This is a genomic window from Enterobacter cloacae complex sp. Mu1197, assembly GCF_040059225.1.
Taxonomy (GTDB): Bacteria; Pseudomonadota; Gammaproteobacteria; order Enterobacterales; family Enterobacteriaceae; genus Enterobacter; species Enterobacter quasiroggenkampii.
Window position 1 is genome coordinate 1,141,279 of record NZ_CP157375.1, and the last position, 24,863, is coordinate 1,166,141.

A 24,863-nucleotide genomic window follows, 5' to 3' on the forward strand; every position below is an offset into this window, starting at 1 on the left:
CCGATATGCGAAACGGGATCCGTTTTATCACCGTGGCGCTTTTTGCGCTTTGCACACAGGCTCAGGCGGACACCGCGCTGGGCGAAATTAACATTCGGCTCTACGGCAACATTGTCGATTTTACCTGCGTTGCCGAGGGGAGCGACAGCGACAAGACCGTTACGCTGGGCACCTGGCCCACGAAACAGCTCAGCACTACCGGGAGCCGAACGCAGCCCATGCCGTTTACGCTGAAGCTGACCGGCTGTCCGCCAGGGGCGGCGTCCATTACGTTTTCGGGCAAAGCCGACGGGAGCAATAACGGATTGCTGGCGCTGAACGACGCCAGTACAGCGAGCCGTGTCGCGGTAGAGATCAGGGATGCGGATAAAACGCGTCTGGCTCTCCAGCAGGCCAGCCAGCCGGTCTCGGTTGATGCGCAGGGGAATGCAACATTGTCGTTTTATGCCAATTATATTGCCACTGCAGATAACCCTCAGCCCGGACGAGCCGATGCGGATGCCACCTTTATGATTAACTATAATTAGCACTGACCGCACTCCCTGCAGCTCAGATAAGCTGCAGGGAGTGAATTCAGGTTAAAGCAGCTCGTGCGCTTTGGCGTAATCAATTAATTCCACGATGCTTTGCACACCCAGTTTGGAATAAATATTGGATTTATGCGCGCTAATGGTTTTGTTGCTTAATAGTAGCTGTTCAGCAATTTCCTTATTGGATAATCCATTCGCCAGATACCGTAATACCGTGACCTCGCGATTCGATAATGGCATATCGACAGCCATCCCTTTCCCTGAACCTAAATGGTTTATAAAGTTCAGTGTTTCCGACGGGAAAAAGGAATAGCCCATCAGGATCATTTCTACGGCGTTGTAGATCTCACCCAAATCTTTACGTTTACTGACGAAGCCATTTGCCCCGGCGCGAATAGCGCGACCCGCGTAAAATAACTCTGATTTAGACGAGAGGAACAGAACCTTAATGTCTTTGTTTAAGTTTCTGATTCTCTTAAGTAAAGCGAAAGCATCCGTGCCCGTGAGTTCAATGTCAAGGATCACCAGATCGATAGGGTGATTACGGATACAGTCAAGAACTTCATGGCTATCGCCAGACTTGAGCTTGACTGTGATATTCTTATTTTTCTGTAGCAGGACTTCTATCGACATTCTGACGATAGGATGTTCGTCCATAATGATAACGGATGCCGGTTTCATTTTTAATGCCTCAGATTGTTAAAAGCGTTATGCAGAGTTTGGTAAAACTCTCGAAATGCCGGAAGGATATAATGTGCAGATCCCTATACCGTAGTATTTCCCTGGAAAGAGCGAAAGCATCCTTGTTTACGTAATGAAAAGAACTATGCCTCAGCGCGGTCATCTCATTTGGCTGGTGTTGGCAAAAAGGTTTTTCTTATTCAGATTTGGTACGCATCTTATTATACAGGGTAAGTTTTTTCCGAAAACCCTGTAAATTAATATCCGCTTATGGGTTTGTATTATCTTCTGGATCTGAATCGCTATTTTTTTAAATTTAGCGGAAATATCCTGTTATCTCATTTACCGCATATTTTCATCTTTATGTAATAACAAAAAATAACACATATCTCTTTATGTTGATCAATTGTTAACAAAAATACGCATCATTCAGGGGGACAAACCCACGCTGATGAGGACAACAATTGCCCTCGCAGGCCGTCAGACCTTCATCTGAAAGCGCGCAGGTTGACCCGAAGGCCCACATCTCATGCACAGGAGAACATGCTATCCGCTTCGCTTTTTTCTCCTGAGCGTTCCCGCTAACCTGCTTGTTTTTACATCATTATCATCTTGTTAACGCCGTCTGCATTCACTTAACGGATGGAGGAAAGTGCTGCCGTTCGTTCAATTTGTGGCATTTCGCAAGGTTCGCGGCCATAAATTAGGAATAGTTATAATTTCGACTTTATTGTTAAAAATTAACATTTTTGAAACACGAATGGTAAGTAAATTCCTAAAGCGCTTTAGGAAATAAGGGGTTAGGACGTGAGTGTAAACGTGCAGTCTGAGAGGTTATTAAGAAGGTGAAGTAATTCCTGCCGATGACTCAGCCCCAGTTTCACCAGGATGCAGCTGAGACGATAGATAATGCGGCTATAGGGACGATTCTGCATAAGGGCAATCTGACGTAACGTCTTGCCCCGGGAAAGTTCCTGCAGGATCGGCCATTCGTTGCGGGAGAACCAGTCTTTGTCGGAGCCCTGTGGGGGGCGGGTATCCAGCAGGCTGTGCTGGAGTGCTGCGGCGTTCAGCTGGCGTTCGAGCACATGAAAAGGACCCGCCGCTTTGCAGAAGAGGCGAGTGTCGTAATTATCGGCCCGGACTAACAGCCAGGGCGTAAGGAAAGGCGGAAACAGGCTGTGGCGTCTCAACTGATCCAGTTTCTCCAGAAGCCCCGTGGACCGGCTTTCAATATCCACGACCAGACGGGCAGAAGGCCACTGCGTCTGCGCGACAAGGGCGTCATCCAGCGTGGCGTAGTCACAGCAGCTGCTCAGCGGGAACTGCCCGTTGAGAAAACCGGTGCGCAGATAGTGATCCTCCGTCACCAGAAGGATAAACGGGGCGTCTGTTTTGCGGGGCTGGCTGATGGACTGGCTCAAGAATTCGAGCCGGTCGAAAAAGGGGGGGGCAAAAGGTGAGCGCGTAAATCCCAGTGCATCACTTCCTGTACGCCGCCGCCGGTAACGGCGCACTGTCATTCGCATGGTCTCCCTCCTGGAAATGGCGTTTTAATCCTCCGGCTATGTCCAGGACGGCCAGTAATATCCCTGGCCGAAGTCTGCGCCTGCCTGCAGTGCCCAGGTACGATCGCGTTCAGTCTCAATACCTTCGATAAGCACTTTCCCGGCAAGCTGAAAGCAAAGGGAAACCAGTTGCCTCAGCGCAGGGGTGTCGCGTAAACGCCAGAATGCTTCCTTATCTATTTTGATGCCGCTTAACGGGAGTCGACAGGATAAAAACGACTGCACTAAGACGTCATCGATGTCATCCAGCCAGATTGCGTGCCCCTGTCTGCTCAGCTGCAGCAGATTCTGAACCACAAGCTGCTTGCGCGCGACAGACAGCGCCAAAAAAGCCGCAGGGTCGACAAACTCAATATTGAGCGGCACGCAGGGGAGTCTGATAAGACGCTGAAAGGACGCAGGCTCTGTCAGGACGGTTATCGGCAGATTAATAAAAAGGTTATGACCGTGCGGCATATTTTTTAACGTGGCAAGCTGCGCTTCAAGCAGCGTTATCGACCACTCAGCGGACCGATCGCAAAAAAAGTCCTCACTGTGCCGCGTGTCGGCCAGAACGCTAAGGACCTCGACGCCAACCTGGCGCAAGGAGGTAAGGGCGACGATGGGCTCAAGCTTAATGCCGACGATGTCCTGAGATAAGTACTGTAACCGGGGGGGCGTATCGATCAGGTTTTGCGCTGTCACTCCATTGTCCTGTTGTCTGTCAGCCTCCAGGCGGCCGGGATACCTGACTCTAGTGTGACGAGCTGACGTACAGGAAAACAGCAGGCGTTACTTAAATGCAACTAAGCCTTTTCGCAGCGCTAAATTTTACGGTAAAACGGGGATAAATGTTGAGAAAATAGCCGTATTTACAATCGGCTAGCGGTAATTGCTCCTTAAAACGGAAAAGGCATTGACTCACCTGCCATTGACCGTATAATTCTTCGCGTTTCACCGCCGCGAAGTACACGCTTCTCAGTGCGCCCTTAGCTCAGTTGGATAGAGCAACGGCCTTCTAAGCCGTAGGTCGTAGGTTCGAATCCTACAGGGCGTGCCATTTAAAAACAGGCATTTACGCCAGTTTCAAGCCAGCCTGATTCTCTCCTTGTGTCGTATTTGTGTCATGCTTGCCAAATTGGCATCTATTTTCCGTGCATGTTCGCTTAAATGATTTTGCGCCAGATGAGCGTGACGACTGACCATTTCTATTGACTCCTGGCCTTCCATTTCCTGCAGAACGAACAGCGGAACGCCGAACTGAATTAACCAGCTCGCCCAGGTATGCCGGAAGTCGTGAAAACGGAAGTTCTCTATACCTGCTTTTGCCAGGCCAATGCATCATGCGCTGTTATCGTCCATACGTATTTTCGGACCGCCGGAGGAAAGCCACCTTCTAAGAAGGTTGGCTTTTACACTCTATCTTGCTGGCTGAACTATCTGAGCGCCTCGTTTTCTTAATGGGGACTCAATAAATCTAAATGAGAGCTCGGAAAGTGCTATGGTCAGTAAAGTGCCGAAAAACATAATCGTGAACATGGCATCGTTATTCAACTGTCCACGTGTTTGTTTGCAATACTCCATCATCAAAACATAAGCCAATGGATGACTGAGATAGATACTGTAAGATCTTGAGGCAATCCACAAAACAACTTTATTATTAGAAATATACTTACCAAACAATAGACCTTCATCATAAGATGAAATCCATACCATGCTTGCAGAAACTAGCGCAACTACACCCATATTGAAACTTACGATTTCACCTCTGGCAAAAAATGCCAAAGAATAGAGAAGCACAGACGCAATTAGCACCTTGTAAGGTATTGATTTTAATGATGTAGGTTTAATCTTTTGATAAAACTTAGTTTCGGTTGCCATAGCGATTAAGCACCCCCACATCATTGAATCTACTCTATTAAGCCATAACCATTCCCCTGGAATGCGTGACGTCGGGAATTGAATTACTATCAACGCCGCAAAAAACCAAACAACGTTTTTCCTTAAAATAAGGATGGCAATTGGTAAAATAAAATAGAATTGCTCTTCTAATGATAATGACCAATAATGATTATTGAGTCCGCATGCTGCCTGACCAGCAGTGCAATAATATGATCGCCAATTAGAAAGATAAAAGAATTGCCCTATCGCATCGGCAAGATTATTAGATGGTACGCCAAGTGTACCCATTGAGTTGAAAAAAATAGATGCGAGATATGTCAATAAAAGAAAGGTCCAGGATGCAGGAATAAGCCTGTAAAATCTCTTTATCCAGAAAGTAATTGTTGCTGATATGTAAGCATCTTTTTCTGAACTAAATACCCACGGATAAATACTCTTCATTATTACAAAACCAGAGACTGCAAAGAATAAATCAACACCACTCCAGAAGTAAGTGTGATTAAATAGCCATCCATGCCATGAGGGATTCCAGGGCATAAACACTGGAAAGTGGGATATAATTACATAAAGTATACCGACAGCCCTTAAAACTTCTATGTCATTATTCTTTTTCATTAAATTATACTGGTTGAGTTTTGACCATTCAGGTCAATTAAATTGAGATTAATCCTATCGTAGCATGCGTATCATTATGCGGCTAACCGCTGGGCTGGCTACGTGATCAAAACTTGATCTAAGTGCACCTTTTTAATGTTTTATGCATTCATAGTATTTACCGGAGGTGCATTATGGGATTCCCGAGTCCAGTAACAGACTACGTTGAAGAACGCATATCACTCGACCAGCGCATCATCACCAGACCAGCGGCTACGTACTTCATACGAGCGGGTTCTACTCACTATCGTGAAGGAATCCTTAGCGGTGCGTTGCTGGTTGTCGACGCTTCACTGGGACCATGTGACGGATCATTGCTTGATCAATATGATGGGGGAAAAGGCATAGCTATGCCATGAGGTATGGCTATGCTCTCTGTGTGACTGGTGTCATGCAAGGATGAACCATAACGAAACGCAGAAGAATATAATGACACGTAATGACACAAACCCGGGGTGAGCGCGGAAAAATTAATGAAATTACAGTGTGTTAAATAGTACTCTTCGTTATTCTAAACCGTAGGTCGTAGGTTCGAATCCTACAGGGCGCCATTTCCTCTCAACGCACGTCTTTATTCATCGACATCACCCACGCTATGAAGGTTCTCAGCGGTGCTGGCAGATGTTTACGACTCGGGTAGTAAACACAAAAATTATCAGCAGGATAGGTATAATCAGATAGCAAACGGACAAGTTTGTTTTCGCTAATTTTATCCTCAACCAGATTCTCATAAACAAACGCAATCCCTAACCCATATTCAGCAGCCTGGATCATTGCCGCGTCTGAATCGACAACCAGATCGCCATTTACAGATACCTCCATCGTTTCCCCTTGTGGATCCATAAACTCCCAGCGATACAGCTTTCCATCAGGAAAACAGCGATTTATACACCTGAAATTGACCAGATCGTTTGGTGAGTCAGGCTGACCTGATTTCTTCAGAAAATCAGGGCTGGCAACGGGAATAAGAGACATCTTGCCACCAAAGGGAATGGCGACCATCTCTTTAGGAACATCTTGTGTATAACGTATTCCGGCATCGAAACCTGAGTCGATAATATTGATTTTTCTGTCAGTGGTGAACAACGCTAATTTAATACCCGGGTAATCATTTTTGAACTTCACGAAGTGGCTTTGAAAAAAGAGATCAAGCACGATCCGGGGTAAGTTGACTTTGATGACACCTTCAGGTTTTTCTTTGTAGTCATTAAGATTATCAATGACGCGTCTGTAGTCATTCAGGACGGGCGTCACGTCATCAAGAAATGCTTTACCGATGGCAGTCAAAGACAAGCTTCGGGTGGAGCGATTTAAAAGTCTAACCCCAAGTTTTTCTTCAAGATTATTTATGGCGACAGTTAACGTCGGCGCTGAAACATTTAATTCTCTTGCGGCTTGACGAAAACTCCCATGTTTTAAAATAAGAAGTAATATTTCTATATGTTGCAGTTCTGGTGCATTTTTCATTGTTAGTTCTCATAAAACACTGCATTAAAAATATACTAATTGTTCTACATTAAGAATGAAAGTATATATTTCCTGCTATTTATCAAAAGAGGAATATAAGATGAAAACACGTTATCTGGGAAAAGATAAATTTCAGGTGTCAGCACTGGGGTTGGGTTGTATGGGGATGAGTTTTGCCTATGGTGGCGCCGAAGAATCGGAGGCGATCAATACCATTCACGCAGCGGTGGATTTGGGCGTTACCTTCCTTGATTCCGCGGAAGTCTATGGCCCCTATGATAATGAAGTCCTGGTCGGAAAAGCGATTAAAGGCATTCGCGAAAAGGTACAGATTGCGACTAAATTTGGTTTTCGTATCCTGCCCTCGGGGCAGGGGCTGGAGCGTATGGCAGGTGTTGACAGCCGCCCTGAACATATTCGTGAAGCGGTAGACGGTTCACTTAAACGTCTCAATATCGAGACTATCGATCTGCTTTATCAGCACCGCGTCGACCCGTCTGTGCCTGTTGAAGACGTTGTGGGAACCATGGCTGATTTAATCAAGGAAGGAAAAATTCGCCATATCGGGCTTTCAGAAGTGTCTGCCGACACGTTACGCCGGGCCTGCCAAGTTTATCCGATTACCGCCGTGCAAACGGAATATTCGCTTTGGACTCGCGAGCCGGAGGAAAGCATGCTTAACGTTTGCCGCGAACTAGACGTTGGGTTTGTACCCTATAGTCCGTTGGGTCGCGGATTTTTAACCGGAAAAATCACGGACAGCTCAGGCTTTGGCGAGGATGATTTTCGGCGAAACCTGCCTCGCTTCCAGAAGGCAGCGATGCAGAAAAACCAACAGTTGCTTGCCCAACTGCAGGATGTCGCGGATAAATACCGCTGTTCCCTCGCACAGCTGGCTCTCGCATGGGTGATGAGTAAAGGAGATGACATTGTTCCCATACCGGGGGCTCGAAAAATAGCGCATTTACAGGATAATGCAGGTGCGGTCAGTCTGAATCTTTCAGGTTCGGATATTAAGTTTATTGACCATATCTTTAGGCCTGACAATATCCAGGGGCAAAGATATAACCAGAGTGATTTTAATTTAATCGAAAAATAATACCCCGCATTAATTTCTCCCGCTTCTCTGGCGGGAGAGTGGTTAACCTTGCATTAAATGTCACTATAATAAATAGAAGGCTAATGAATCCTTCCTATGTACAATCTTAAGGTTTTCTTAATATTGAGTTAAACTCCCTTATCCATCTGGAGTTTTATCATTTTAAACTTCGCAATAAAGAAATTTTACACTTTTACGCGTAAACTGGATTGATACTAATTATCATTAGCGTTGTTGTATGCTTTAATCCTGTCCCACAAAGCTATGAGTGGTTACTCCCGTTGGTCTATTAAGGATATGTTCATGAATTCTCGCCTGCTGTCCTGCTTCTCGCTTGCCTTGTTGTCTTCATCTCTTTTCCTTTCCACACAATCGGTTGCCGCCGATAACAACGACGGTATCGTTGTCTATAACGCGCAGCATGAAAACCTGGTGAAGTCGTGGGTTGACGGTTTTACCAAAGAAACCGGGATTAAAGTGACTTTGCGTAATGGTGATGACAGCGAGCTGGGTAACCAGCTGGTTCAGGAAGGTAGCGCATCGCCGGCAGACGTATTCCTGACGGAAAACTCGCCATCCATGGTGCTGGTGGATAACGCCAACCTGTTTGCACCGCTGGATGCCGACACTCTGAAGCAGGTACCGGCAGAGTATCGTCCGGCGCACGGCCGCTGGATCGGCATTGCCGCCCGCAGCACCGTATTCGTCTATAACCCGGCGAAGCTGAGTGAACAGCAGCTGCCTAAATCGCTGATGGATCTGGCGAAACCCGAGTGGAAAGGCCGCTGGGCGGCATCTCCTTCAGGCGCAGATTTCCAGGCCATCGTGAGCGCGATGCTGGCCCTGAAAGGCGAAAAAGCCACCCTGGAATGGCTCAAGGCGATGAAAGCCAACTTCGTTGCCTATAAAGGTAACAGCACGGTGATGAAAGCGGTCAATGCCGGTCAGATTGATGGCGGGGTGATTTATCACTACTACCGCTTTGTCGATCAGTCCAAAACCGGTGAAAACAGCAAAAACACCCAGCTCTACTACTTCAAACACCAGGATCCGGGCGCGTTCGTAAGCCTTTCCGGCGGTGGCGTGCTGGCGTCCAGCAAACACAAAGCGCAGGCGCAGGCCTTCATCAAATACATTACCGGCAAAGAAGGTCAGGAAAGTCTGCGTACCAACAACGCCTTTGAATACGCCGTGGGTGTGAACGCGGCCTCCAACCCGAAACTGGTTCCGCTGAAAGATCTTGATGCGCCGAAAGTTGAACCTTCAACGCTCAACAGTAAGAAAGTTATTGAGCTGATGACGCAAGCCGGTCTGCTGTGATCCTGAGAGTGAAGTGAACGTCTTATGTCTGGTCTGAGTCTCGACATCGGAAAAAACAGAGTGCAGGAGCCTGCCCGCAGGCGTCCTGCACTGCCGATGGTTGCGTTAGCTGTCTTATTTTCATTACTGGCGCTTCTGCCTTTGGGTTTTATCATTGCCATTGGCATTGAGACGGGCTGGGAAACGATAAAGGCGCTGGTGTTTCGCCCGCGTGTGGCTGAGCTGCTCAGCAACACGCTGTGGCTGACAACCCTGGCGGTTCCGCTGTGTATCGTGACGGGCGTGGCGATAGCCTGGCTCACAGAGCGCACGCAGCTTGCCGGGCGAGGGATCTGGTCTGCACTGGCGGTCGCCCCGCTGGCGATCCCCGCGTTTGTGCAAAGCTATGCCTGGGTGAGCGTTGTTCCGTCCATGCACGGGCTCTCCGCGGGCGTGTTTCTCTCCGTTCTGGCCTACTATCCCTTTATCTACATGCCGGTTGCGGCGGTGCTGCGCCGCCTTGACCCGACGCTCGAAGATGTGGCCGCGTCGCTCGGCACCCCGCCGTGGCGGGTCTTTTTCCGCGTGGTGCTGCCCCAGCTCAAGCTGGCTATCTGCGGCGGCGCGCTGCTGGTGGCGCTGCACCTGCTGGCGGAATATGGCCTGTACGTGATGATCCGCTTTGATACCTTCACCACGGCAATTTATGACCAGTTTCAGTCTACCTTCAGCGGCCCGGCGGCAAACATGCTGGCGGGCGTGCTGGCGTTATGCTGCCTGGCTATCTTAGTGCTGGAAGGCGTGACGCGTGGAAAAGCACGCTACGCGCGCATTGGCGCCGGTGCCGCGCGCGAACAGAAACGCTGGCCGCTGAAGCCTGCGGCTGCCGCGCTGGGGCAGCTGTTTTTCATCGTGCTGATCGTGCTGGCGCTGGGCGTGCCGTTGGTTGTCCTGTGTCGCTGGATTTGGCTCGGCGGTGTGGAAAACTGGATGAGCGCCGATCTCTGGCACTCGCTGCGCCAGACGCTGATGCTCGGTGTGGGCGGCGCGCTGCTGACGACGACGTGCGTGATCCCCATTGCGTGGCTCGGTATCCGCTATCCGCATCGTATCTTCCGGATGCTGGAAGGCTGCATCTATATCACCAGTTCGCTGCCGGGCATTGTCACGGCGCTGGCCCTGGTCACCGTCACCATTCACTACGCCCGTCCAATTTACCAGACGGAAATAACCCTGTTCCTTGCCTATCTGCTGATGTTTATGCCCCGTGCGCTTATCAACCTGCGGGCGGGAATTGCGCAGGCACCGGTTGAGCTGGAAAACGTGGCGCGCAGCCTTGGCAGCACGCCCGCGAAGGCGCTCTGGAGCGTCACGATGCGGCTGGCCGCGCCGGGTGCGGCGGCGGGAGCCGCGCTGGTTTTCCTCGGCGTCAGCAACGAGTTGACCGCCACGCTGTTGCTCTCTCCCCTGGGCACGCGCACGCTCTCCACCGGATTCTGGGCGCTGACCAGCGAGATTGATTATGTGGCAGCGGCACCTTACGCGATGCTGATGATCCTGATTTCCCTCCCGCTGACCGCCATTCTCTATATGCAGTCGAAGAAAATTGCAGGGCTATGACATGCTTGAATTAACCGCCATTTCTAAATCGTTTGCTGATGTGCAGGTGCTCGACAGCTTAAACCTGAGCGTTGCGCCGGGGAGCAGAACGGCCATTGTCGGGCCGTCGGGGTCGGGTAAAACCACGCTGCTGCGTATTCTTGCCGGGTTTGAGACGCCCGACACTGGACGTATTGTCATGCAGGAAAGAACGCTGTTTGATGAAAACCGTTTTGTCCCTGCCCACCAGCGCGGGATCGGTTTTGTGCCGCAGGAGGGCGCACTGTTCCCCCACCTCAACGTGGCAGATAACATTGCCTGGGGGCTGGACGGGACCCGCCACGAGAAGCGCCAGCGCGTTGAGGCGCTGATGGAGATGGTCTCGCTGGACAGGCAGCTCGCAACACACTGGCCCCACGAGATTTCCGGCGGACAGCAGCAGCGCGTGGCGCTTGCTCGTGCGCTGGCCCAGCGTCCTTCACTGATGCTGCTGGATGAGCCGTTCTCGGCGCTGGATACCGGCCTGCGCGCGATGACGCGTAAGGCAACGGCCGATCTGCTGGCCGAAGCGGGCGTGGCCTCGATTCTGGTCACCCACGACCAGAACGAAGCGTTGTCTTTTGCCACGCAGGTTGCCGTCATGCGTTCCGGACGTTTCACGCAGGTCGGGACGCCTTATGAGGTTTATACCCGTCCCGTTGACGAAGAGACGGCGCTATTTCTTGGCGACGCCGTGATCCTGCCAGCTCAGCTCACTGCCGGGTATGCTGTGTGCGCGCTGGGTGAAGTGCCGACGGACAACGCGCAGGCGACAGGACAGGGCAGAGTGATGATGCGCCCTGAACAATTACGCGTGACGGCATGTGCCTCACATGAAAGCCCGATCTCGATTCTTGATGTGGACTTCACCGGACAGCTATCGACGCTCACCCTCGGATTAGCCGGGCAGCAACAGCCCGTGATTCTGAAGACCGTCAGCCAGCCAGGATGGAACCCAGGCACGGCGGTACGCATTGATATTGCTGGGGTCGCGCGTGTATTCGACTATTCTTAATATTCGTTAGTAATTTCATGCAACGGGTTGTTATAAAAGAATTTTCCTGAACGTATGGCATTTCCTGAGATTCTCTACCATGCTCATAAAACCTCACCACAATGCGTGAGGTTTTTCGTAGTTGCTGATTAATCTCAAGGAAAAAAGGTTATGAAAAAGACGACTGCTATTTTGTTGGGAACGGCGTTACTGTTTACAACCAATGCTTTTGCTGCCCAACTGCTGACTAAAAATGAGTTCAAGAAAGTCGAGTCTCAGTATAAAAAAATCGGTACGGTAAGCACTTCAAATGAAGTATCGGTTGATGATGCAAAAAAAGAACTGATTGAGAAAGCCGATAAGCAAGGCGCGGATGTCCTGGTGCTCACCTCAGGGAACACCAACAATAAAATTCACGGTACGGCCAATATCTACAAGAAAAAATAACGTCATTGCAGCCACCCCGAAACGGGGTGGTTGTTCCTCACCCTGTCTCCCCATCTCTTCTTGTTGTTCGCAGTTACGCTTGCTAACGCATAGATAATGCGTATAGTTCTCATTTGCATTGCTATCAATACATTCTAAGGCCCGACAACGGGTCATTTTTGCGCGCACTTTCAAATGAGTTAACGATGAACAACACCAACATACACAAAACGCTGCTGGCGCTCGCCGTTGGCGCGGTAACACATTCCGCCTTCGCAGCGGACGATCAAAAAGAAGATACCCTCGTCGTGCAGGCTAAGCCTGCCAGCGAGTTCAAACCCGGTGGCGATCGGCTGATACCGGCCTTCCTCGACGGACAGGTGGCAAACGGCGGACGGATGGGGATGCTGGGCCAGCAGAACGCCATGGACGTACCGTTCAACATCATCAGCTACACCTCAAAGCTGGTGGAAGATCAGCAGGCGAAAACCATTGCTGACGTAGTCGCCAACGATGCGGGCGTGCAGTTCGTTCAGGGTTTCGGCAACAGCGCGGAAACCTACCGTATCCGTGGTCTGAAGTTCGACGGTGACGACATGACCTTTGGCGGTCTGTCCGGCGTGCTGCCGCGGCAGGTGGTGGATACGCAGATGGTTGAGCGCATTGAGATCTTCAAAGGGGCAAACGCCCTGATGAACGGCGCGGCGAGCTCCGGCGTGGGCGGGATGATCAACCTTGAGCCAAAACACGCGGGCGAACTTCCGCAGGCGAAAGTGGGCGTCGACTACACTTCCGATTCTCAAATTGGCACCACGCTGGATGCGGGCCGTCGCTACGGCGACAACGACCAGTTTGGCGCGCGGGTGAACCTGGTGCACCGCGAAGGGGAAACCGGCATACCGAACGATCGCCGCCGCACCACGCTGCTCTCTACCGGCCTGGATTACAGCGGTGACCGCTTCCGCACCTCGCTGGATCTGGGCTATCAGAAAAAAACCTTCCACGGCAGCCCAACCAGCGTCAACATTTCGGCGGTGGATTTCGTGCCCGAACCGCCGAAAAACGATCGCAACTTCTCGCAGAAGTGGGCCTACAGCAACATCGAAAACGAGTTCGGGATGTGGCGCAGCGAGTACGACATCACCGACGGCTGGACCGCCTATACCGGACTTGGCGCGCAGCACGCGCACGAGGAAGGGATCTACAGCGCGCCGAAGCTGGTGGATAAAAGCGGTAAGGCAACGGTCAGCCGCCTTGATACCAACCGCATCAGCGATTCCGTCAGCGGCATGGCGGGCATTCGCGGTAACTTTGATACCGGTTTTATCTCGCACAAGGTCAACGTTGGCTATTCGGCGATGACCAAAAACGAAAAAATCGCGTGGAAAATGTCGGCGACGAAGGATAACCCGACGACCAACATCTACCACAACACCGGCGTGGATATGCCAGACAGCAGCAACTTCAACGGATCTGGCGGAAAGTACAGCGACCCGCTGACCAGCGGACGCACCCGTACCCAGGGCTGGCTGTTGAGCGATACCCTGGGCGTGCTGGACGACAAATTGCTGTTCACCGCTGGCGCACGCTACCAGAAAGTGGTCATTCGCGGGTATAACAAAATTACCGGTGCGGAAAACGCGGCAGACGGCTTCGACGGCAGCCGCTGGATGCCAACCTACGGCGTGGTCTACAAGCCGTGGGAGGAAATCTCGCTCTATGCTAACCATACCGAAGCGCTGCAGCCGGGCAAAACCGCGCCTAATACCGCCACCAACTACGGCCAGAGCACCGGTATCGTTCACTCTAAGCAGAACGAAGTGGGCGTAAAGGCGGACTTTGGCCGCGTAGGCGGATCGCTTGCGCTGTTTGAGATCAAGATGCCGTCGGCGATCCTCGACAGCAACAATCACTACGGCCTCGACGCCGAGCAGCGTAACCGCGGCGTGGAGCTGAACATTTTCGGCGAACCCATGCTCGGGATGCGCCTCAACGCCAGCGCCACCTGGCTGCAGGCCGAGCTGACCAAAACCAGAAATGGTGTCAATCAGGGTAACGATGCGATCGGTATTCCGAACTTTTACGCCGTATTGGGTGCAGAGTATGACATCAAGCCGATTGATGGCCTGACGGCGACCGCCCGCGTCAACCACTCCGGTGCGCAGTACGCTGACCTGGCAAACACCAAAAAGCTGGACAGCTACACCACGCTGGATCTGGGGATGCGCTATCGCTTCGCAGTGAACCACAATGCAAACCAGATGACGGTGCGCGCGGGCATCGACAACGTGACCAATGAAAACTACTGGGCCAGCGTGGACGATTCCGGTACCTACATCACGCAGGGCGAACCGCGTACCTTTAAGATCGCGGTTGGCTACGAATTCTAAGCGTTCCATCTCGTTATCCGGGGCACGGATGCCCCAATCCCTTGCTACCTCCAGCATGAAGTGTTAAAACGTGCCCCTTCTAAAAAAGAGACAGGGGTAGGACGTGAAAGACGCGTCATCCGCTTCAGGCCATGGTAGCGCCGAAGCCTCGTCGGATCAGAATCCGACGCTGCAACGTGGTTTGCAAAATCGACATATTCAGTTAATTGCCCTTGGCGGCGCAATCGGTACCGGGCTCTTTCTCGGCATCGGCCCCGCTATTCAGATGGCGGGCCCGGCGGTGCTGCTGGGTTACGGTATCGCCGGGATTATCGCCTTCCTGATCATGCGCCAGCTCGGCGAGATGGTTGTCGAAGAGCCGGTGTCAGGCTCCTTCGCGCACTTTGCTTATAAATACTGGGGCCCGTTTGCCGGCTTCCTGTCCGGCTGGAACTACTGGGTGATGTTCGTGCTGGTGGGGATGGCGGAGCTGACCGCCGCAGGCATCTATATGCAGTACTGGCTGCCGGATGTCCCGACGTGGATCTGGGCGGCGGCCTTCTTCATCATTATTAACGCCGTTAACCTCGTCAACGTCCGCCTGTATGGCGAAACCGAGTTCTGGTTTGCGCTGATCAAGGTGCTGGCGATTATCGGCATGATCGGCTTTGGCCTGTGGCTGCTTTTCTCAGGCCACGGCGGCGAGCGCGCCACGATCGACAACCTGTGGCAGCACGGCGGCTTCCTCGCCACCGGCTGGAAAGGGCTGATCCTCTCCCTGGCGGTGATCATGTTCTCCTTCGGCGGACTGGAGCTGATTGGCATTACCGCTGCTGAAGCGCGCGACCCGCATAAAAGCATTCCAAAAGCGGTTAACCAGGTGGTGTACCGTATCCTGCTGTTCTACATCGGCTCGCTGGTGGTCTTGCTGGCGCTCTATCCGTGGGTGGAAGTGAAATCCGACAGCAGCCCGTTCGTGATGATTTTCCACGATCTGAACAGCAATGTGGTCGCCTCTGCGCTGAACTTCGTCATTCTGGTGGCATCGCTGTCGGTCTATAACAGCGGCGTATACTCCAACAGCCGTATGCTGTTTGGCCTCTCCGTTCAGGGCAACGCACCGCGCTTCTTAACCCGCGTCAGCCGTCGCGGCGTGCCGGTGAACTCCTTGTTACTGTCAGGTGCCATCACGTCGCTGGTGGTGCTGATCAACTACCTGCTGCCGAAAGAGGCCTTTGGCCTGCTGATGGCGCTGGTTGTCGCTACACTGCTGCTGAACTGGATCATGATCTGCCTGGCGCACCTGCGATTCCGCGCCGCGATGCGCCGCAAGGGGCGCGAAACGCAGTTCAAAGCGCTGCTTTACCCGGCGGGGAACTACCTCTGTATCGCTTTCCTGGGGCTGATTCTGGTGCTGATGTGCACCATGGATGAGATGCGCCTCTCGGCAATGCTGCTGCCGGTGTGGGTGGTGTTCCTGTTTATTGCTTTTAAGCTCTCGCGCAAAAAGTAGCGCGGTTTTCTCCCTCTCCCTGTGGGAGAGGGCACCAGACCACACTTGCCTTCATGCCCGGTGGCGCTTCGCTTACCGGGCCTACAAAATCAAAGTAGGCCGGGTAAGGCGAAGCCGCCACCCGGCAACCCACCTCACCGATGCTGAGGGGTCAACGAGCGAATATCATTCCCCGTCGGCGACTGGTGAATACGCAGACCAAATTCATCCACCACCGCGAAAATATGGTCGAAGATGTCGGCCTGAATCTCCTCATATTCTGCCCAGACCACGGTATTGGTGAAGGCATATATTTCAATCGGCAAACCATTCGCGTCAGGCGCTAGCTGGCGCACCATCAGCGTCATATCTTTACGAATACGCGGGTGGTTGCGCAGATATTCGTTCAGGTAAGCGCGGAAGGTGCCGATATTGGTCATCTTGCGCAGGTTTAATATCGATTCCCCTTCACCGTTCTGCTGATTCCACAGGTTAATTTCCTCATGACGTGCGGCCAGATAAGGCTTCAGCAGTTTCGCCTGAATGAGCTTCTGCTGTTCCTGCTCGTCGAGGAAATGAATGCTGGTGGTATCAATGTTCAGGCTGCGCTTAATGCGTCGCCCGCCGGAGGCCGACATGCCGCTCCAGTTGATAAAGGCGTCGGAGACCAGCGCCCACGTCGGAATGGTCGTAATCGTATTATCGAAATTGCGCACTTTCACGGTGGTCAGGCCGATGTCCGTCACCGTGCCGTTGGCACCGTATTTCGGCATCTCCAGCCAGTCGCCGAGCTTGAGCATGTCGTTGGCAGAAAGCTGAATACCCGCTACAAGCCCGAGTATCGGGTCTTTAAACACCAGCATCAGCACGGCGGCCATGGCGCCCAGACCGCTGATCAGAATCGCCGGGGACTGGCCAATCAGCAGGGAGATAATCAGTATCCCCACCAGGATGGCGCTCACCAGCTTGATGCCCTGGAAGATCCCTTTCAGCGGCAGCTGTGACGCGGTAGCCATTTTCTGCGACAGATTGAAAATCACGTCCAGCAGCGAGAAGAAGGAGAGCAGGGCATACACCATCACCCACAGCTTCGCGCAGGTGGTGAGTATTTCCGCTGCTTCGCTGCCTTTTTGCAGCCACAGTACCGCCTGGACATTGACAATTATCCCCTGCAGGGTAAAGGCCAGACGGTGAAATAATTTATTCTGGGTGATGATCTGCAGCCATAAATGGCTGCTGGCCTGCGCGCGCTTTTCGAATGCGCGAAGTACCCCTTTGTGTAGAATAAAATGAACGATGATGGCGGTAAGAAAAATAATACCAAAGATAATCACTAAAGAGGTGGTGTGATTAATTTCAATGCCTAACTCTTCAACCTGAGCAATCAATTCCTGCATAACGTCTCCTGTATTTTTGCAGCCCCATAATGGCGGCTGCGGATCTATTATGCAAATTCACGAACTTATTTGGCGGCCTGGCAGACCTTTACCACCGGCAGGCACAGGCGATGGCGGATGCGCAGCGTCGCCAGAGCCAGCACCACCATCATGGCTGTTTCCACCATGAGGAAGACGTTAACCGCCTGGGTGTAATCCCCGTGATGGTTTTGAAGCGCGTGCAGCAAAATGGCGCCAAAAATGGCCGGGCCAAGACCCAGTGCGGCCTGCTGTAGGGTGCTTAAAATAGCGCTCGCGGCTCCCGCGTCGTCAGGCTGAATGTCGCGCATCCCGATGCGGTAGAAACTGTTCACGATCAGCGCCTGCCCGTAGCCCACCAGTCCGGTCGCGGGTGCCAGCGTCAGGGTGGTATTCTCCATGCCCCAAACGCGGAACGTGGCGATCAGCGCCAGCAGGCCGGTAATCTGGATCGCCAGACCCGTCAGCAGGATGGTGCTGGTGCTGTAGCGGGCAATCAGCCGAGGTGCGAACCACGCCGACACAAAGTAGGTCACGCCCAGGGCGATAAAACTGTTCCCGGATTGCCACGGCGCCATCCCCAGACCGGTTTGCATGGTCAGGGCCATACAGAACATAAACCCGGACCAGACGCTGAAAAAAAGCATCGCAATCAGAATGCCAAAGCGCACGCTGCGAAGCGCAAGCAGGCGCGGCGGGATCAGCGGGTGGGCATTCTCACGCTCTTTTTTGCGCGCATTCAGCGCCATCAGCCAGGCCAGCGGGACCAGGGCGAGCAGCATCGTCTTCAGCGGCCAGGACCAGTGCCACTGCGGGCCGAGCGCCATCGGGAACAGCAGGCAGCAAAGCATGATGGCCAGCAACACGGTACCCGGCCAGTCGATGCGTGACGGCGTCTCGCGACGGGTTTCCGGTACGAAGCGGCGGCTCAGTGCCAGCACCACCAGACAAATCGGCACGTTGATAAAGAAGGCGTTACGCCAGCCCAGTCCGGCGATATCCGCCGATACCAGCCAGCCGCCGCCCATCTGCCCGACGATAAACGCAATCCCGCCGATGCCGCCGAACAGGCTGATGGCTTTTGCATGCGCCGTACCTTTGAGCGTCACGTGCAGCGTGGCAAGAATTTGCGGCATGATCAGTGCGGCACCTGCGCCCTGAACGATGCGCGCGGCGAGCAGCTGTTCAATGTTCCCCGCTATTCCGCAGAGCAGCGAGGCCAGGCCAAAGCTCGCCACACCCCACATGAACAGACGGCGACGGCCAAAATTATCCCCCAGCTTGCTGCCGAGCGCGAGGCAGACGGCAAAGGCCACGCCGTAGAGTGCGACGATGAGCTCCAGTTCGGTGGCGGTAGCGTGCAGTGAATGGGTAATGGCGTCCAGCGCCACGTTGGTGATTGAGGTATCAATCATCGGCAGCATCTGGCCGGTTAACAGCAATATCAGGCCAGCGCGACCCGGTGAAACAACTGACGTATTCATGGTAACTCCATTGCGTCATTCAACAGATGGTCGTAGCATCTACCATCAGATAAACGGGTACCAGTTCTTGCTTATACTGGTACTGGCACTACCATGCAGGGGGATTTATGGCGCTGATGTCTGAACCTGTCGTCTCACTTCAGGATGACACCCGAAAACAGCTCGGGGCATTTTTACGCGCCCGGCGTGAAAGCCTCGATCCGCAGCGTCTCGGCTTGCCGCGCAGCGGTCGTCGCCGCACGCCGGGTCTGCGCCGGGAAGAGGTTGCAATGCTTGCTGACGTGGGCGTGACCTGGTACACCTGGCTTGAGCAGGGCAGGGACGTCAATCCGTCCAGCGCGGTGATGGCGGCCGTGGCAAAAGCGCTGCAATGCACCCCAACCGAGGCCCGGCACCTGTTTGTGTTAGCGGGTTTGCCGCCGGGTGAAGCACCGCAGGCGGTCTGCTGCGAAGGCATCAGCGAAGGCACCCGACGCCTGCTGGATACGCTGATGCCGAAACCCGCGAGCATTCAAAAACCGAACTTCGATATCGTGGCGTGGAACGACAGCTTCGGGCATCTGATGGGCGTCGATTTCAATGACATCCCTCCCGAAGATCGCAACTGTATTTATCTGTTCCTCACGCATCCGGCGTGGCGCGCGCGCCTCGGCAGACGCGACGACGTGCTGCCCATTTTTGTCTCCTATTTCCGGGCGGCGATGGCCGAACACCGGGGTGACCCACTGTGGGAGGCCAAACTGGCGCGTTTCTTCGCGGTGTCCGAAGAGTTCAAAACTCTGTGGCACCAGCGCAACGACGTGCGCGGCGTGGAGAACCAGCTCAAGCTGTTTACCCATCCCGAGCTGGGGGATTTTACGCTGCAGCAGATGTACTGGTATTCCGCGCCGCGAAACGGATCGCGGCTGCTGGTGTATCTGCCGGTGGATGAGGCGGGAGAGCGGGCGATGGAGTGGCTGGCGGCGCAGGGAAAGTAAGTTTTTTGCGAGGGGCTTTCATGTAATCAAAGCAGATCCGGTTCTGTCTGTTAAAAACGGATAAGGTGGGACACGAAAAGCTAAATTAGCCTTTAATGCAAATTGCCTTATGTGCTAATATTCTCAGGGATGAAATATCGTGTTCAGACTTATCGTTCATGAGGCGGTAAGGGAAGAGATTCTCTCACTGCCTGCTGGGGTGCAGGCGAAGCTGATTCGACAGCTTGATAAATTACGCACCAATCCGACAGTACTGAGAGAACCTGACAGCAAACCCTTACCCTATGGTTTGTTTGAAATCAGAACCGTCGGGCTGATCCACACTCGTGGGATCTACGTTTATCAGCGGGAAAAGACAATTTTTCTGCTGCGGGTATTTATCAAGAAAACGCAAAAAACACCCTCTGCTGAACTCCGTCTGGCATTGAAACGACAACAGGAGATGTTGGATGAGCAAAAAGATTATTGACTGGGATGAACTCAGAGCGGAACTGTTAAGCAATTCAGAAGTGCAGGCTTCTTTTGATGCAGAAGAGCGCAAGGAACGCCTGCGAGAGATGCTGGCGCAATGGCGAGACCATGCTGGCCTGACGCGCGCGCAGGTGGCTGAGCGGATGGGCGTCAGCGCACCCACGGTATCCAGAATGGAAGCGAATATTACCCGGGCAAGCCTTGATACGTTAACGCGTTATGCGCTGGTGTGTGGGATTAAACACCCGCAGATTACGCTTTATTGAAACAGGCACGCCGGAACCCAGCGTGCCAGGAGGGATTAGCACTCGGTCACAATCGTGCTCAGTGGCAGGCGAGATTTCGGCAGCGTGGCGTTGAAATCTTCCACGCTGTGATGCCCAACCGGCACCACCACCAGGCTGGTGAAGCCCTTCTCTTTCAGGCCAAACTCTTCGTCGAGGATCGCGGCGTCGAAACCTTCGATCGGTACCGCGTCCAGACCCATAGCGCCCACGCCCAGCAGGAAGTTGCCGACGTTCAGATAAACCTGCTTCGCCATCCACTGGTCGTCATCTTTCAGATCCACGCGGTGCATGTCGGCGAAATAGGTGCGGCCCTTATGGTTCGCGGCTTTGGCTTCCGGGGTGTTGAAGCGACCGTCGGCTTCTTCCTGATCGACAACGCGTTCCAGCCAGACATCGTCCATCGCGGTTTTCGCGCAGAACACCACCACGTGAGAGGCATCCAGCATTTTGCGTTCGTTAAACACATAGGTGCCTGCCGCGGATTTCGCCACGCGCGCTTTTCCTTCCTCGGTGCTGGCCACAATGAAGTGCCACGGTTGGGAGTTGGTGCTGGACGGGCTGTACTGCAGCAGGGTTTTGATTTTTTCCGCTTCTTCAGCGGTCAGTTTTTTGCTTGCGTCGAACGCCTTGGTGGAGTGGCGTTTCAGCGCAACAGAAATGATATCCATAACAACTCCTGATGATGAAATTCGCCCGCGTGCGGGCGCGAAAGATGAGCAGATTACAGCGGGACGGGGAAAAAGATAAGGGCAATTCGAGCGTTTAATCTGTTCGTCTCAGACGAACAATCAGACCGGCCGGATCCACTTCTGGTCTTTTTTCGGCAGTTTATCCACCACCAGATGCCAGGAATCATTGATGAGGTCGGTAACCAGTTCCGGCGTCACGTCGTCAGTGCCGTAAAGGGAAATCCAGTGCTTTTTGTTGAGGTGATAGCCCGGTTCAACGCCGCGATAAATCTGCTGATTTAACAGCGATTTCTCCGGGTCTGACTTCAGGCTGACGTGTGGACGCCCGTGCGCGACGGCCACAATCATGAAAATTTTTCCGCCCACTTTAAACACGTCAAACTCCGGCCCAAACGGCCAGCAGTGTTCGGTGAATGGCAGTTCCAGCGCCACGCGTTTTGCGTGCTCCTGCAACGTTTTACTGTCCATCGCTCTCTTCCTGGGCAAGCCCGCGCCACATCACCTCAAAGCCGAGCGCTTTAAACTCAACGGCGCGGGACGGATCGCGGGTAGCAAATTCCATCGTACTTTCGGCCAGCGATAAGAAAAGCGCATCGCCAAACGTTTTAAATTCATCAGACATAAACACCTGACGCACCGAACGGCGGCAGAGTTCATGCAGCTCCGGAAACATCTCTTTCACCGCCTGTTCCGTTTCGACGCTCAGCTTTTCACTGACGCCAATCTGGCGGATCGCCGCATGTGCAACGGGGTTACGAATACCCCAGTCCACATAGCTGTTCCAGATATTGCGGGTATGTTCTTTAGGCAGCGTGATGGTGCGATCGAGGTTTGCCAGCATGGTCTGGCAGAGATCCTGCTTCAGATGCAGATAGAGGGCATTCAGCAGATCGTCTTTCGTAGCAAAGTAGCGGAACAGGGTGCCTTCGGCGACGCCCGCCTTACGGGCAATAAGCGCCGTTGAGGCGGCAATACCTGACTGTGCAAACGCCGCCGTTGCGGCGTCCAGTAAGGCCTGTTTTTTATCTTCACTCTTCGGACGTGCCACTAAATTTTTCCTCCTGTCAATTATAAAAACCCTGATTGAAACACGTGCTTTGACACGCTGCAACGCGGAATGTCAAAGATCGAAAACGTCTTGACGACTTTATCATCATATCTATAATGAGTGCTTACTCACTCATAATCAAGTTTACCCTGCGCACGCTATCGGATGGGGCGCGTTTTCGGGTCAGGATATGAAAAAACCTCTCTTCATCTGCGTGGTGTTAATCATGATTATTGCTTCAGCCGCGAGTTTACCGTTTGTTCTGAATGCCGGATTCGGCCAGCCGCCGCAGGGTGAACGCCTCACCGAAGTGGAGGCCTCCCCACAGTATCGCGAGGGGAAATTCCACAATACGCTGCCGACGCCGGGATATAACGGTGACAAAAATATGCTGGTCGCGATGTGGGAGTTTCTGACTAAAAAAACCGAAAACGCCCGCCCGGCCCAGCCGCTGCCGCTGGTGAAAACCGATCTTGCGAGCCTGCCGCTGGAGCAGGACACCCTGGTGTGGCTCGGTCACTCTTCGTGGTATCTGCAGCTCGCGGGCAAACGCATCCTGATTGACCCGGTTCTTGGCAACTATGCCGCGCCGTTCTCATTCCTCAATAAGGCCTTTGCCGGGGAGTATCCGTGGCGCGCGGAACGCATGCCGGCGATCGACCTGCTGATTATCTCGCACGATCACTACGATCATCTGGATTACGCCACTATCAAGGCGCTACTGCCGAAGGTGAAGCGCGTAGTGACGCCGCTGGGCGTGGGGTCCCACCTGCGTTACTGGGGGATGAAGCCCGAGATTATTGACGAGCGCGACTGGAACCAGTCGGTACGCATCAGCGATGAATTGACGGTGCACGTTCTGCCAGCGCGTCATTTCTCCGGTCGCGGCATCAAACGCGATCGCACGCTGTGGGGCAGCTTCATGTTCGTCACGCCAGAGCAGAAGGTTTACTACAGCGGAGATTCCGGTTACGGCCCGCACTTCAGGGCCATCGGTGAACAGTTTGGTGAAGTGGACGTCGCCATCATGGAAAACGGCCAGTACGACCAGGACTGGAAGTACATCCACATGCTGCCGGAGGAAACGGCGCAGGCCTCGGCGGATCTGAACGCGAAAGCCGTGGTGCCCGGGCATAACGGACGTTTCGTGCTGGCGAAACACGCCTGGAACGATCCGCTGATCCAGCTGGCAAAAGCCAGCAAGGATAAAAAGTATCGGTTGCTGACGCCGGAACTGGGCGAGCCCGTCCGGGTAAGCGACAGCGCACAAACCTTTCGTGCGTGGTGGGAATAATGTTTAAGCGAGAAGCAGAGGGGGACAGCAGTATGACCATTTCCGCTCAAGTCATCGACACTATCGTCGAATGGATCGACGACAATCTGCACCAGCCATTACGAATAGAAGAGATTGCCCGTCACGCGGGTTACTCGAAATGGCACCTGCAGCGGCTGTTTATGCAGTACAAAGGGGAGAGTCTGGGGCGTTATATTCGTGAACGTAAGCTGCTGCTGGCGGCGCGCGATCTGCGAGAATCCGACGCCCGGGTGTACGACATCTGCCTGCGTTACGGGTTTGACTCGCAGCAGACGTTTACCCGTATCTTCACCCGTACGTTCAACCAGCCGCCGGGTGCGTACCGTAAAGAGAACCATAGCCAGACACATTAACCTGTCGCGTGTAGGCCGGGTAAGGCGTAGCCGCCACCCGGCTTTTTTATGGGCTCAGGACGCGAGTGAAAACCAGCGTCGCCAGACGAAACGCAGCACGAAGAACTCAATCGCCCCGAGCAGTAAAAACCACACGCAGAACAGAATGGTATAGAGCTGGTTAAGATCGACCATGTGAAAGGTCTGGACCAGCTTCTGCGCCAGCACCAGCCCAAGCGAAGGCGCCGGGAGCAGCAGGCACGAAAGCAGGGCCAGTAATAAAATGCCGCCTGCGGTGAGCAGCGATTCTAGCGGGTGTTTCATCGTAATGTTAATCGTCAGTTAAAAATGTCATTGTCCGGCATTCTGTAACGTAAAGCAATATCAGCCCCTCTGACCTTTTTGAATAAAACAAAGACATTATTACTGCGCACAAATAACAACATACGATCCGGCGTTTATATTAATATCGCGTTATGTAAATAAACGTCCGCATCAGGAAAATAATTTTACAAATGTATAGGTGCTATAACCAATTAACGTGGCAATAACAATGGCCGCGATAACGTATAACACCAGTCTGCGCCCGCGATAAATACCCCACATGGTTCCCCCTCGTTTAGTTTTGGTTTAGAAATATTTTGTAAAAATCAGATCATCGAAATAGTTTTAATCAGTTTTGAATAACCGAGAAGTCATTATATTGCGGTAGATCAATTTTACCCGCAAGACTTTAAAATGAATTTA

At 52.9% G+C, this 24,863-nt stretch carries 24 protein-coding genes, 1 tRNA gene and 2 pseudogenes; 15 read left to right on the top strand and 12 right to left on the bottom strand.

Translation table 11 applies throughout. The annotated features are described in order from the left end of the window. Positions 1–5 precede the first annotated feature (5 nt). Entirely contained in the window at positions 6–527 is a 522-nt protein-coding gene (sfmF, locus tag ABFV38_RS05340) for a fimbria assembly protein (protein WP_045909722.1), read from the top strand. Positions 528–578: 51 nt separating this feature from the next. Here sfmF and fimZ read toward each other — a convergent pair whose 3' ends face one another. The 3 genes from fimZ to ABFV38_RS05355 form a co-directional block, all read right to left on the bottom strand. Continuing rightward, complete coding sequence (gene fimZ, locus ABFV38_RS05345; RefSeq protein ID WP_008499339.1) at positions 579–1,211, bottom strand: fimbria biosynthesis transcriptional regulator FimZ; 633 nt, start codon at positions 1,209–1,211, stop codon at positions 579–581. An 800-nt stretch (positions 1,212–2,011) separates the two neighbouring features. Continuing rightward, complete coding sequence (locus ABFV38_RS05350; protein WP_048225963.1) at positions 2,012–2,740, bottom strand: response regulator transcription factor; 729 nt, start codon at positions 2,738–2,740, stop codon at positions 2,012–2,014. 36 nt (positions 2,741–2,776) lie between these two features. Beyond that, on the bottom strand, positions 2,777–3,463 hold the full coding sequence (locus ABFV38_RS05355) for an EAL domain-containing protein (RefSeq protein WP_348958726.1): 687 nt from the start codon (positions 3,461–3,463) through the stop codon (positions 2,777–2,779). A 278-nt stretch (positions 3,464–3,741) separates the two neighbouring features. Between ABFV38_RS05355 and ABFV38_RS05360 the strand changes: the two genes are divergently transcribed. Continuing rightward, positions 3,742–3,818, top strand: a tRNA-Arg gene (locus ABFV38_RS05360). Between the two features lie 15 nt (positions 3,819–3,833). Here ABFV38_RS05360 and ABFV38_RS05365 read toward each other — a convergent pair. Both ABFV38_RS05365 and ABFV38_RS05370 read right to left on the bottom strand, forming a co-directional pair. After that, positions 3,834–4,129, bottom strand: a pseudogene (locus tag ABFV38_RS05365) (tyrosine-type recombinase/integrase); the annotation flags it as partial. A gap of 48 nt (positions 4,130–4,177) precedes the next feature. Further along, entirely contained in the window at positions 4,178–5,275 is a 1,098-nt protein-coding gene (locus tag ABFV38_RS05370) for an acyltransferase (protein ID WP_235404725.1), read from the bottom strand. 173 nt (positions 5,276–5,448) lie between these two features. Between ABFV38_RS05370 and ABFV38_RS05375 the strand changes: the two are divergent. Beyond that, positions 5,449–5,634: pseudogene (locus ABFV38_RS05375) on the top strand (LexA family transcriptional regulator); the annotation flags it as partial. A gap of 238 nt (positions 5,635–5,872) precedes the next feature. Here ABFV38_RS05375 and ABFV38_RS05380 read toward each other — a convergent pair. Continuing rightward, complete coding sequence (locus ABFV38_RS05380; RefSeq protein WP_348958728.1) at positions 5,873–6,781, bottom strand: LysR family transcriptional regulator; 909 nt, start codon at positions 6,779–6,781, stop codon at positions 5,873–5,875. A 100-nt stretch (positions 6,782–6,881) separates the two neighbouring features. Between ABFV38_RS05380 and ABFV38_RS05385 the strand changes: the two genes are divergently transcribed. From ABFV38_RS05385 to pheP, 7 genes are all read left to right on the top strand, one after another. After that, the gene (locus tag ABFV38_RS05385) at positions 6,882–7,880 is read left to right on the top strand and encodes an aldo/keto reductase (RefSeq protein ID WP_235400986.1); all 999 of its coding nucleotides are present in this window, start codon (positions 6,882–6,884) and stop codon (positions 7,878–7,880) included. A gap of 303 nt (positions 7,881–8,183) precedes the next feature. After that, a complete protein-coding gene (locus ABFV38_RS05390) occupies positions 8,184–9,200 on the top strand; it encodes an iron ABC transporter substrate-binding protein (RefSeq protein WP_048026887.1) in 1,017 nt (338 codons plus the stop codon). A gap of 24 nt (positions 9,201–9,224) precedes the next feature. Next, a complete protein-coding gene (locus ABFV38_RS05395) occupies positions 9,225–10,799 on the top strand; it encodes an iron ABC transporter permease (RefSeq protein WP_045909677.1) in 1,575 nt (524 codons plus the stop codon). Position 10,800: 1 nt separating this feature from the next. Continuing rightward, on the top strand, positions 10,801–11,832 hold the full coding sequence (locus ABFV38_RS05400; protein WP_348958729.1) for an ABC transporter ATP-binding protein: 1,032 nt from the start codon (positions 10,801–10,803) through the stop codon (positions 11,830–11,832). Positions 11,833–11,982: 150 nt separating this feature from the next. Next, positions 11,983–12,258: a DUF1471 family periplasmic protein YahO gene (yahO, locus tag ABFV38_RS05405; protein ID WP_235400999.1), complete on the top strand. Its 276-nt coding sequence runs from the start codon at positions 11,983–11,985 to the stop codon at positions 12,256–12,258. Positions 12,259–12,443: 185 nt separating this feature from the next. After that, entirely contained in the window at positions 12,444–14,627 is a 2,184-nt protein-coding gene (locus ABFV38_RS05410; protein WP_348958731.1) for a TonB-dependent siderophore receptor, read from the top strand. A gap of 103 nt (positions 14,628–14,730) precedes the next feature. Next, complete coding sequence (gene pheP / locus ABFV38_RS05415) at positions 14,731–16,119, top strand: phenylalanine transporter (protein ID WP_045909674.1); 1,389 nt, start codon at positions 14,731–14,733, stop codon at positions 16,117–16,119. Between the two features lie 134 nt (positions 16,120–16,253). On the opposite strand, the gene ABFV38_RS05420 is transcribed toward pheP, so the two are convergent. Together ABFV38_RS05420 and ABFV38_RS05425 are read right to left on the bottom strand one after the other, a co-directional pair. Further along, positions 16,254–17,495, bottom strand: coding sequence for a mechanosensitive ion channel family protein (locus ABFV38_RS05420; protein ID WP_348958732.1), 1,242 nt, complete (start codon positions 17,493–17,495; stop codon positions 16,254–16,256). Between the two features lie 65 nt (positions 17,496–17,560). Next, positions 17,561–18,997, bottom strand: coding sequence for an MFS transporter (locus ABFV38_RS05425; protein WP_196345938.1), 1,437 nt, complete (start codon positions 18,995–18,997; stop codon positions 17,561–17,563). Between the two features lie 107 nt (positions 18,998–19,104). Between ABFV38_RS05425 and ABFV38_RS05430 the strand changes: the two genes are divergently transcribed. From ABFV38_RS05430 to ABFV38_RS05440, 3 genes are all read left to right on the top strand, one after another. After that, positions 19,105–19,974, top strand: coding sequence for a helix-turn-helix transcriptional regulator (locus ABFV38_RS05430; protein ID WP_045909671.1), 870 nt, complete (start codon positions 19,105–19,107; stop codon positions 19,972–19,974). Between the two features lie 139 nt (positions 19,975–20,113). Further along, on the top strand, positions 20,114–20,443 hold the full coding sequence (locus tag ABFV38_RS05435; RefSeq protein WP_048026897.1) for a type II toxin-antitoxin system RelE/ParE family toxin: 330 nt from the start codon (positions 20,114–20,116) through the stop codon (positions 20,441–20,443). Beyond that, positions 20,424–20,711 (top strand): helix-turn-helix transcriptional regulator, encoded by a 288-nt coding sequence (locus ABFV38_RS05440; RefSeq protein ID WP_045909670.1) that lies wholly within the window; start codon positions 20,424–20,426, stop codon positions 20,709–20,711. Before ABFV38_RS05435 ends, ABFV38_RS05440 begins: the two co-directional genes overlap by 20 nt. 35 nt (positions 20,712–20,746) lie before the next feature. On the opposite strand, the gene nfsB is transcribed toward ABFV38_RS05440, so the two are convergent. From nfsB to ABFV38_RS05455, 3 genes are all read right to left on the bottom strand, one after another. Further along, entirely contained in the window at positions 20,747–21,400 is a 654-nt protein-coding gene (gene nfsB, locus ABFV38_RS05445; RefSeq protein WP_235401011.1) for an oxygen-insensitive NAD(P)H nitroreductase, read from the bottom strand. Between the two features lie 120 nt (positions 21,401–21,520). Continuing rightward, entirely contained in the window at positions 21,521–21,889 is a 369-nt protein-coding gene (locus tag ABFV38_RS05450) for an MmcQ/YjbR family DNA-binding protein (protein ID WP_023293103.1), read from the bottom strand. After that, a complete protein-coding gene (locus tag ABFV38_RS05455; RefSeq protein ID WP_048026898.1) occupies positions 21,879–22,469 on the bottom strand; it encodes a TetR/AcrR family transcriptional regulator in 591 nt (196 codons plus the stop codon). The genes ABFV38_RS05450 and ABFV38_RS05455 overlap by 11 nt, the downstream gene beginning before the upstream one ends. A 190-nt stretch (positions 22,470–22,659) precedes the next feature. On the opposite strand from ABFV38_RS05455, the gene ABFV38_RS05460 reads away from it, so the two are divergent. Next, on the top strand, positions 22,660–23,763 hold the full coding sequence (locus ABFV38_RS05460) for an MBL fold metallo-hydrolase (protein ID WP_348958734.1): 1,104 nt from the start codon (positions 22,660–22,662) through the stop codon (positions 23,761–23,763). Between the two features lie 32 nt (positions 23,764–23,795). Further along, positions 23,796–24,137 (top strand): RamA family antibiotic efflux transcriptional regulator, encoded by a 342-nt coding sequence (locus ABFV38_RS05465; RefSeq protein ID WP_010428317.1) that lies wholly within the window; start codon positions 23,796–23,798, stop codon positions 24,135–24,137. Positions 24,138–24,191: 54 nt separating this feature from the next. On the opposite strand, the gene ABFV38_RS05470 is transcribed toward ABFV38_RS05465, so the two are convergent. Next, positions 24,192–24,440 (bottom strand): DUF1158 domain-containing protein, encoded by a 249-nt coding sequence (locus tag ABFV38_RS05470; RefSeq protein ID WP_013097677.1) that lies wholly within the window; start codon positions 24,438–24,440, stop codon positions 24,192–24,194. Positions 24,441–24,863 lie beyond the last annotated feature (423 nt).

Bases quoted from the DNA above. Each gene is read 5' to 3' on its own strand.
- sfmF (WP_045909722.1), top strand. From the start codon at position 6: ATGCGAAACGGGATCCGTTTTATCACCGTGGCGCTTTTTGCGCTTTGC.
- fimZ (WP_008499339.1), bottom strand. From the start codon at position 1,211: ATGAAACCGGCATCCGTTATCATTATGGACGAACATCCTATCGTCAGA.
- ABFV38_RS05350 (WP_048225963.1), bottom strand. From the start codon at position 2,740: ATGCGAATGACAGTGCGCCGTTACCGGCGGCGGCGTACAGGAAGTGAT.
- ABFV38_RS05370 (WP_235404725.1), bottom strand. From the start codon at position 5,275: ATGAAAAAGAATAATGACATAGAAGTTTTAAGGGCTGTCGGTATACTT.
- ABFV38_RS05380 (WP_348958728.1), bottom strand. From the start codon at position 6,781: ATGAAAAATGCACCAGAACTGCAACATATAGAAATATTACTTCTTATT.
- ABFV38_RS05385 (WP_235400986.1), top strand. From the start codon at position 6,882: ATGAAAACACGTTATCTGGGAAAAGATAAATTTCAGGTGTCAGCACTG.
- ABFV38_RS05390 (WP_048026887.1), top strand. From the start codon at position 8,184: ATGAATTCTCGCCTGCTGTCCTGCTTCTCGCTTGCCTTGTTGTCTTCA.
- ABFV38_RS05395 (WP_045909677.1), top strand. From the start codon at position 9,225: ATGTCTGGTCTGAGTCTCGACATCGGAAAAAACAGAGTGCAGGAGCCT.
- ABFV38_RS05400 (WP_348958729.1), top strand. From the start codon at position 10,801: ATGCTTGAATTAACCGCCATTTCTAAATCGTTTGCTGATGTGCAGGTG.
- yahO (WP_235400999.1), top strand. From the start codon at position 11,983: ATGAAAAAGACGACTGCTATTTTGTTGGGAACGGCGTTACTGTTTACA.
- ABFV38_RS05410 (WP_348958731.1), top strand. From the start codon at position 12,444: ATGAACAACACCAACATACACAAAACGCTGCTGGCGCTCGCCGTTGGC.
- ABFV38_RS05420 (WP_348958732.1), bottom strand. From the start codon at position 17,495: ATGCAGGAATTGATTGCTCAGGTTGAAGAGTTAGGCATTGAAATTAAT.
- ABFV38_RS05425 (WP_196345938.1), bottom strand. From the start codon at position 18,997: ATGAATACGTCAGTTGTTTCACCGGGTCGCGCTGGCCTGATATTGCTG.
- ABFV38_RS05430 (WP_045909671.1), top strand. From the start codon at position 19,105: ATGGCGCTGATGTCTGAACCTGTCGTCTCACTTCAGGATGACACCCGA.
- ABFV38_RS05440 (WP_045909670.1), top strand. From the start codon at position 20,424: ATGAGCAAAAAGATTATTGACTGGGATGAACTCAGAGCGGAACTGTTA.
- nfsB (WP_235401011.1), bottom strand. From the start codon at position 21,400: ATGGATATCATTTCTGTTGCGCTGAAACGCCACTCCACCAAGGCGTTC.
- ABFV38_RS05450 (WP_023293103.1), bottom strand. From the start codon at position 21,889: ATGGACAGTAAAACGTTGCAGGAGCACGCAAAACGCGTGGCGCTGGAA.
- ABFV38_RS05460 (WP_348958734.1), top strand. From the start codon at position 22,660: ATGAAAAAACCTCTCTTCATCTGCGTGGTGTTAATCATGATTATTGCT.
- ABFV38_RS05465 (WP_010428317.1), top strand. From the start codon at position 23,796: ATGACCATTTCCGCTCAAGTCATCGACACTATCGTCGAATGGATCGAC.
- ABFV38_RS05470 (WP_013097677.1), bottom strand. From the start codon at position 24,440: ATGAAACACCCGCTAGAATCGCTGCTCACCGCAGGCGGCATTTTATTA.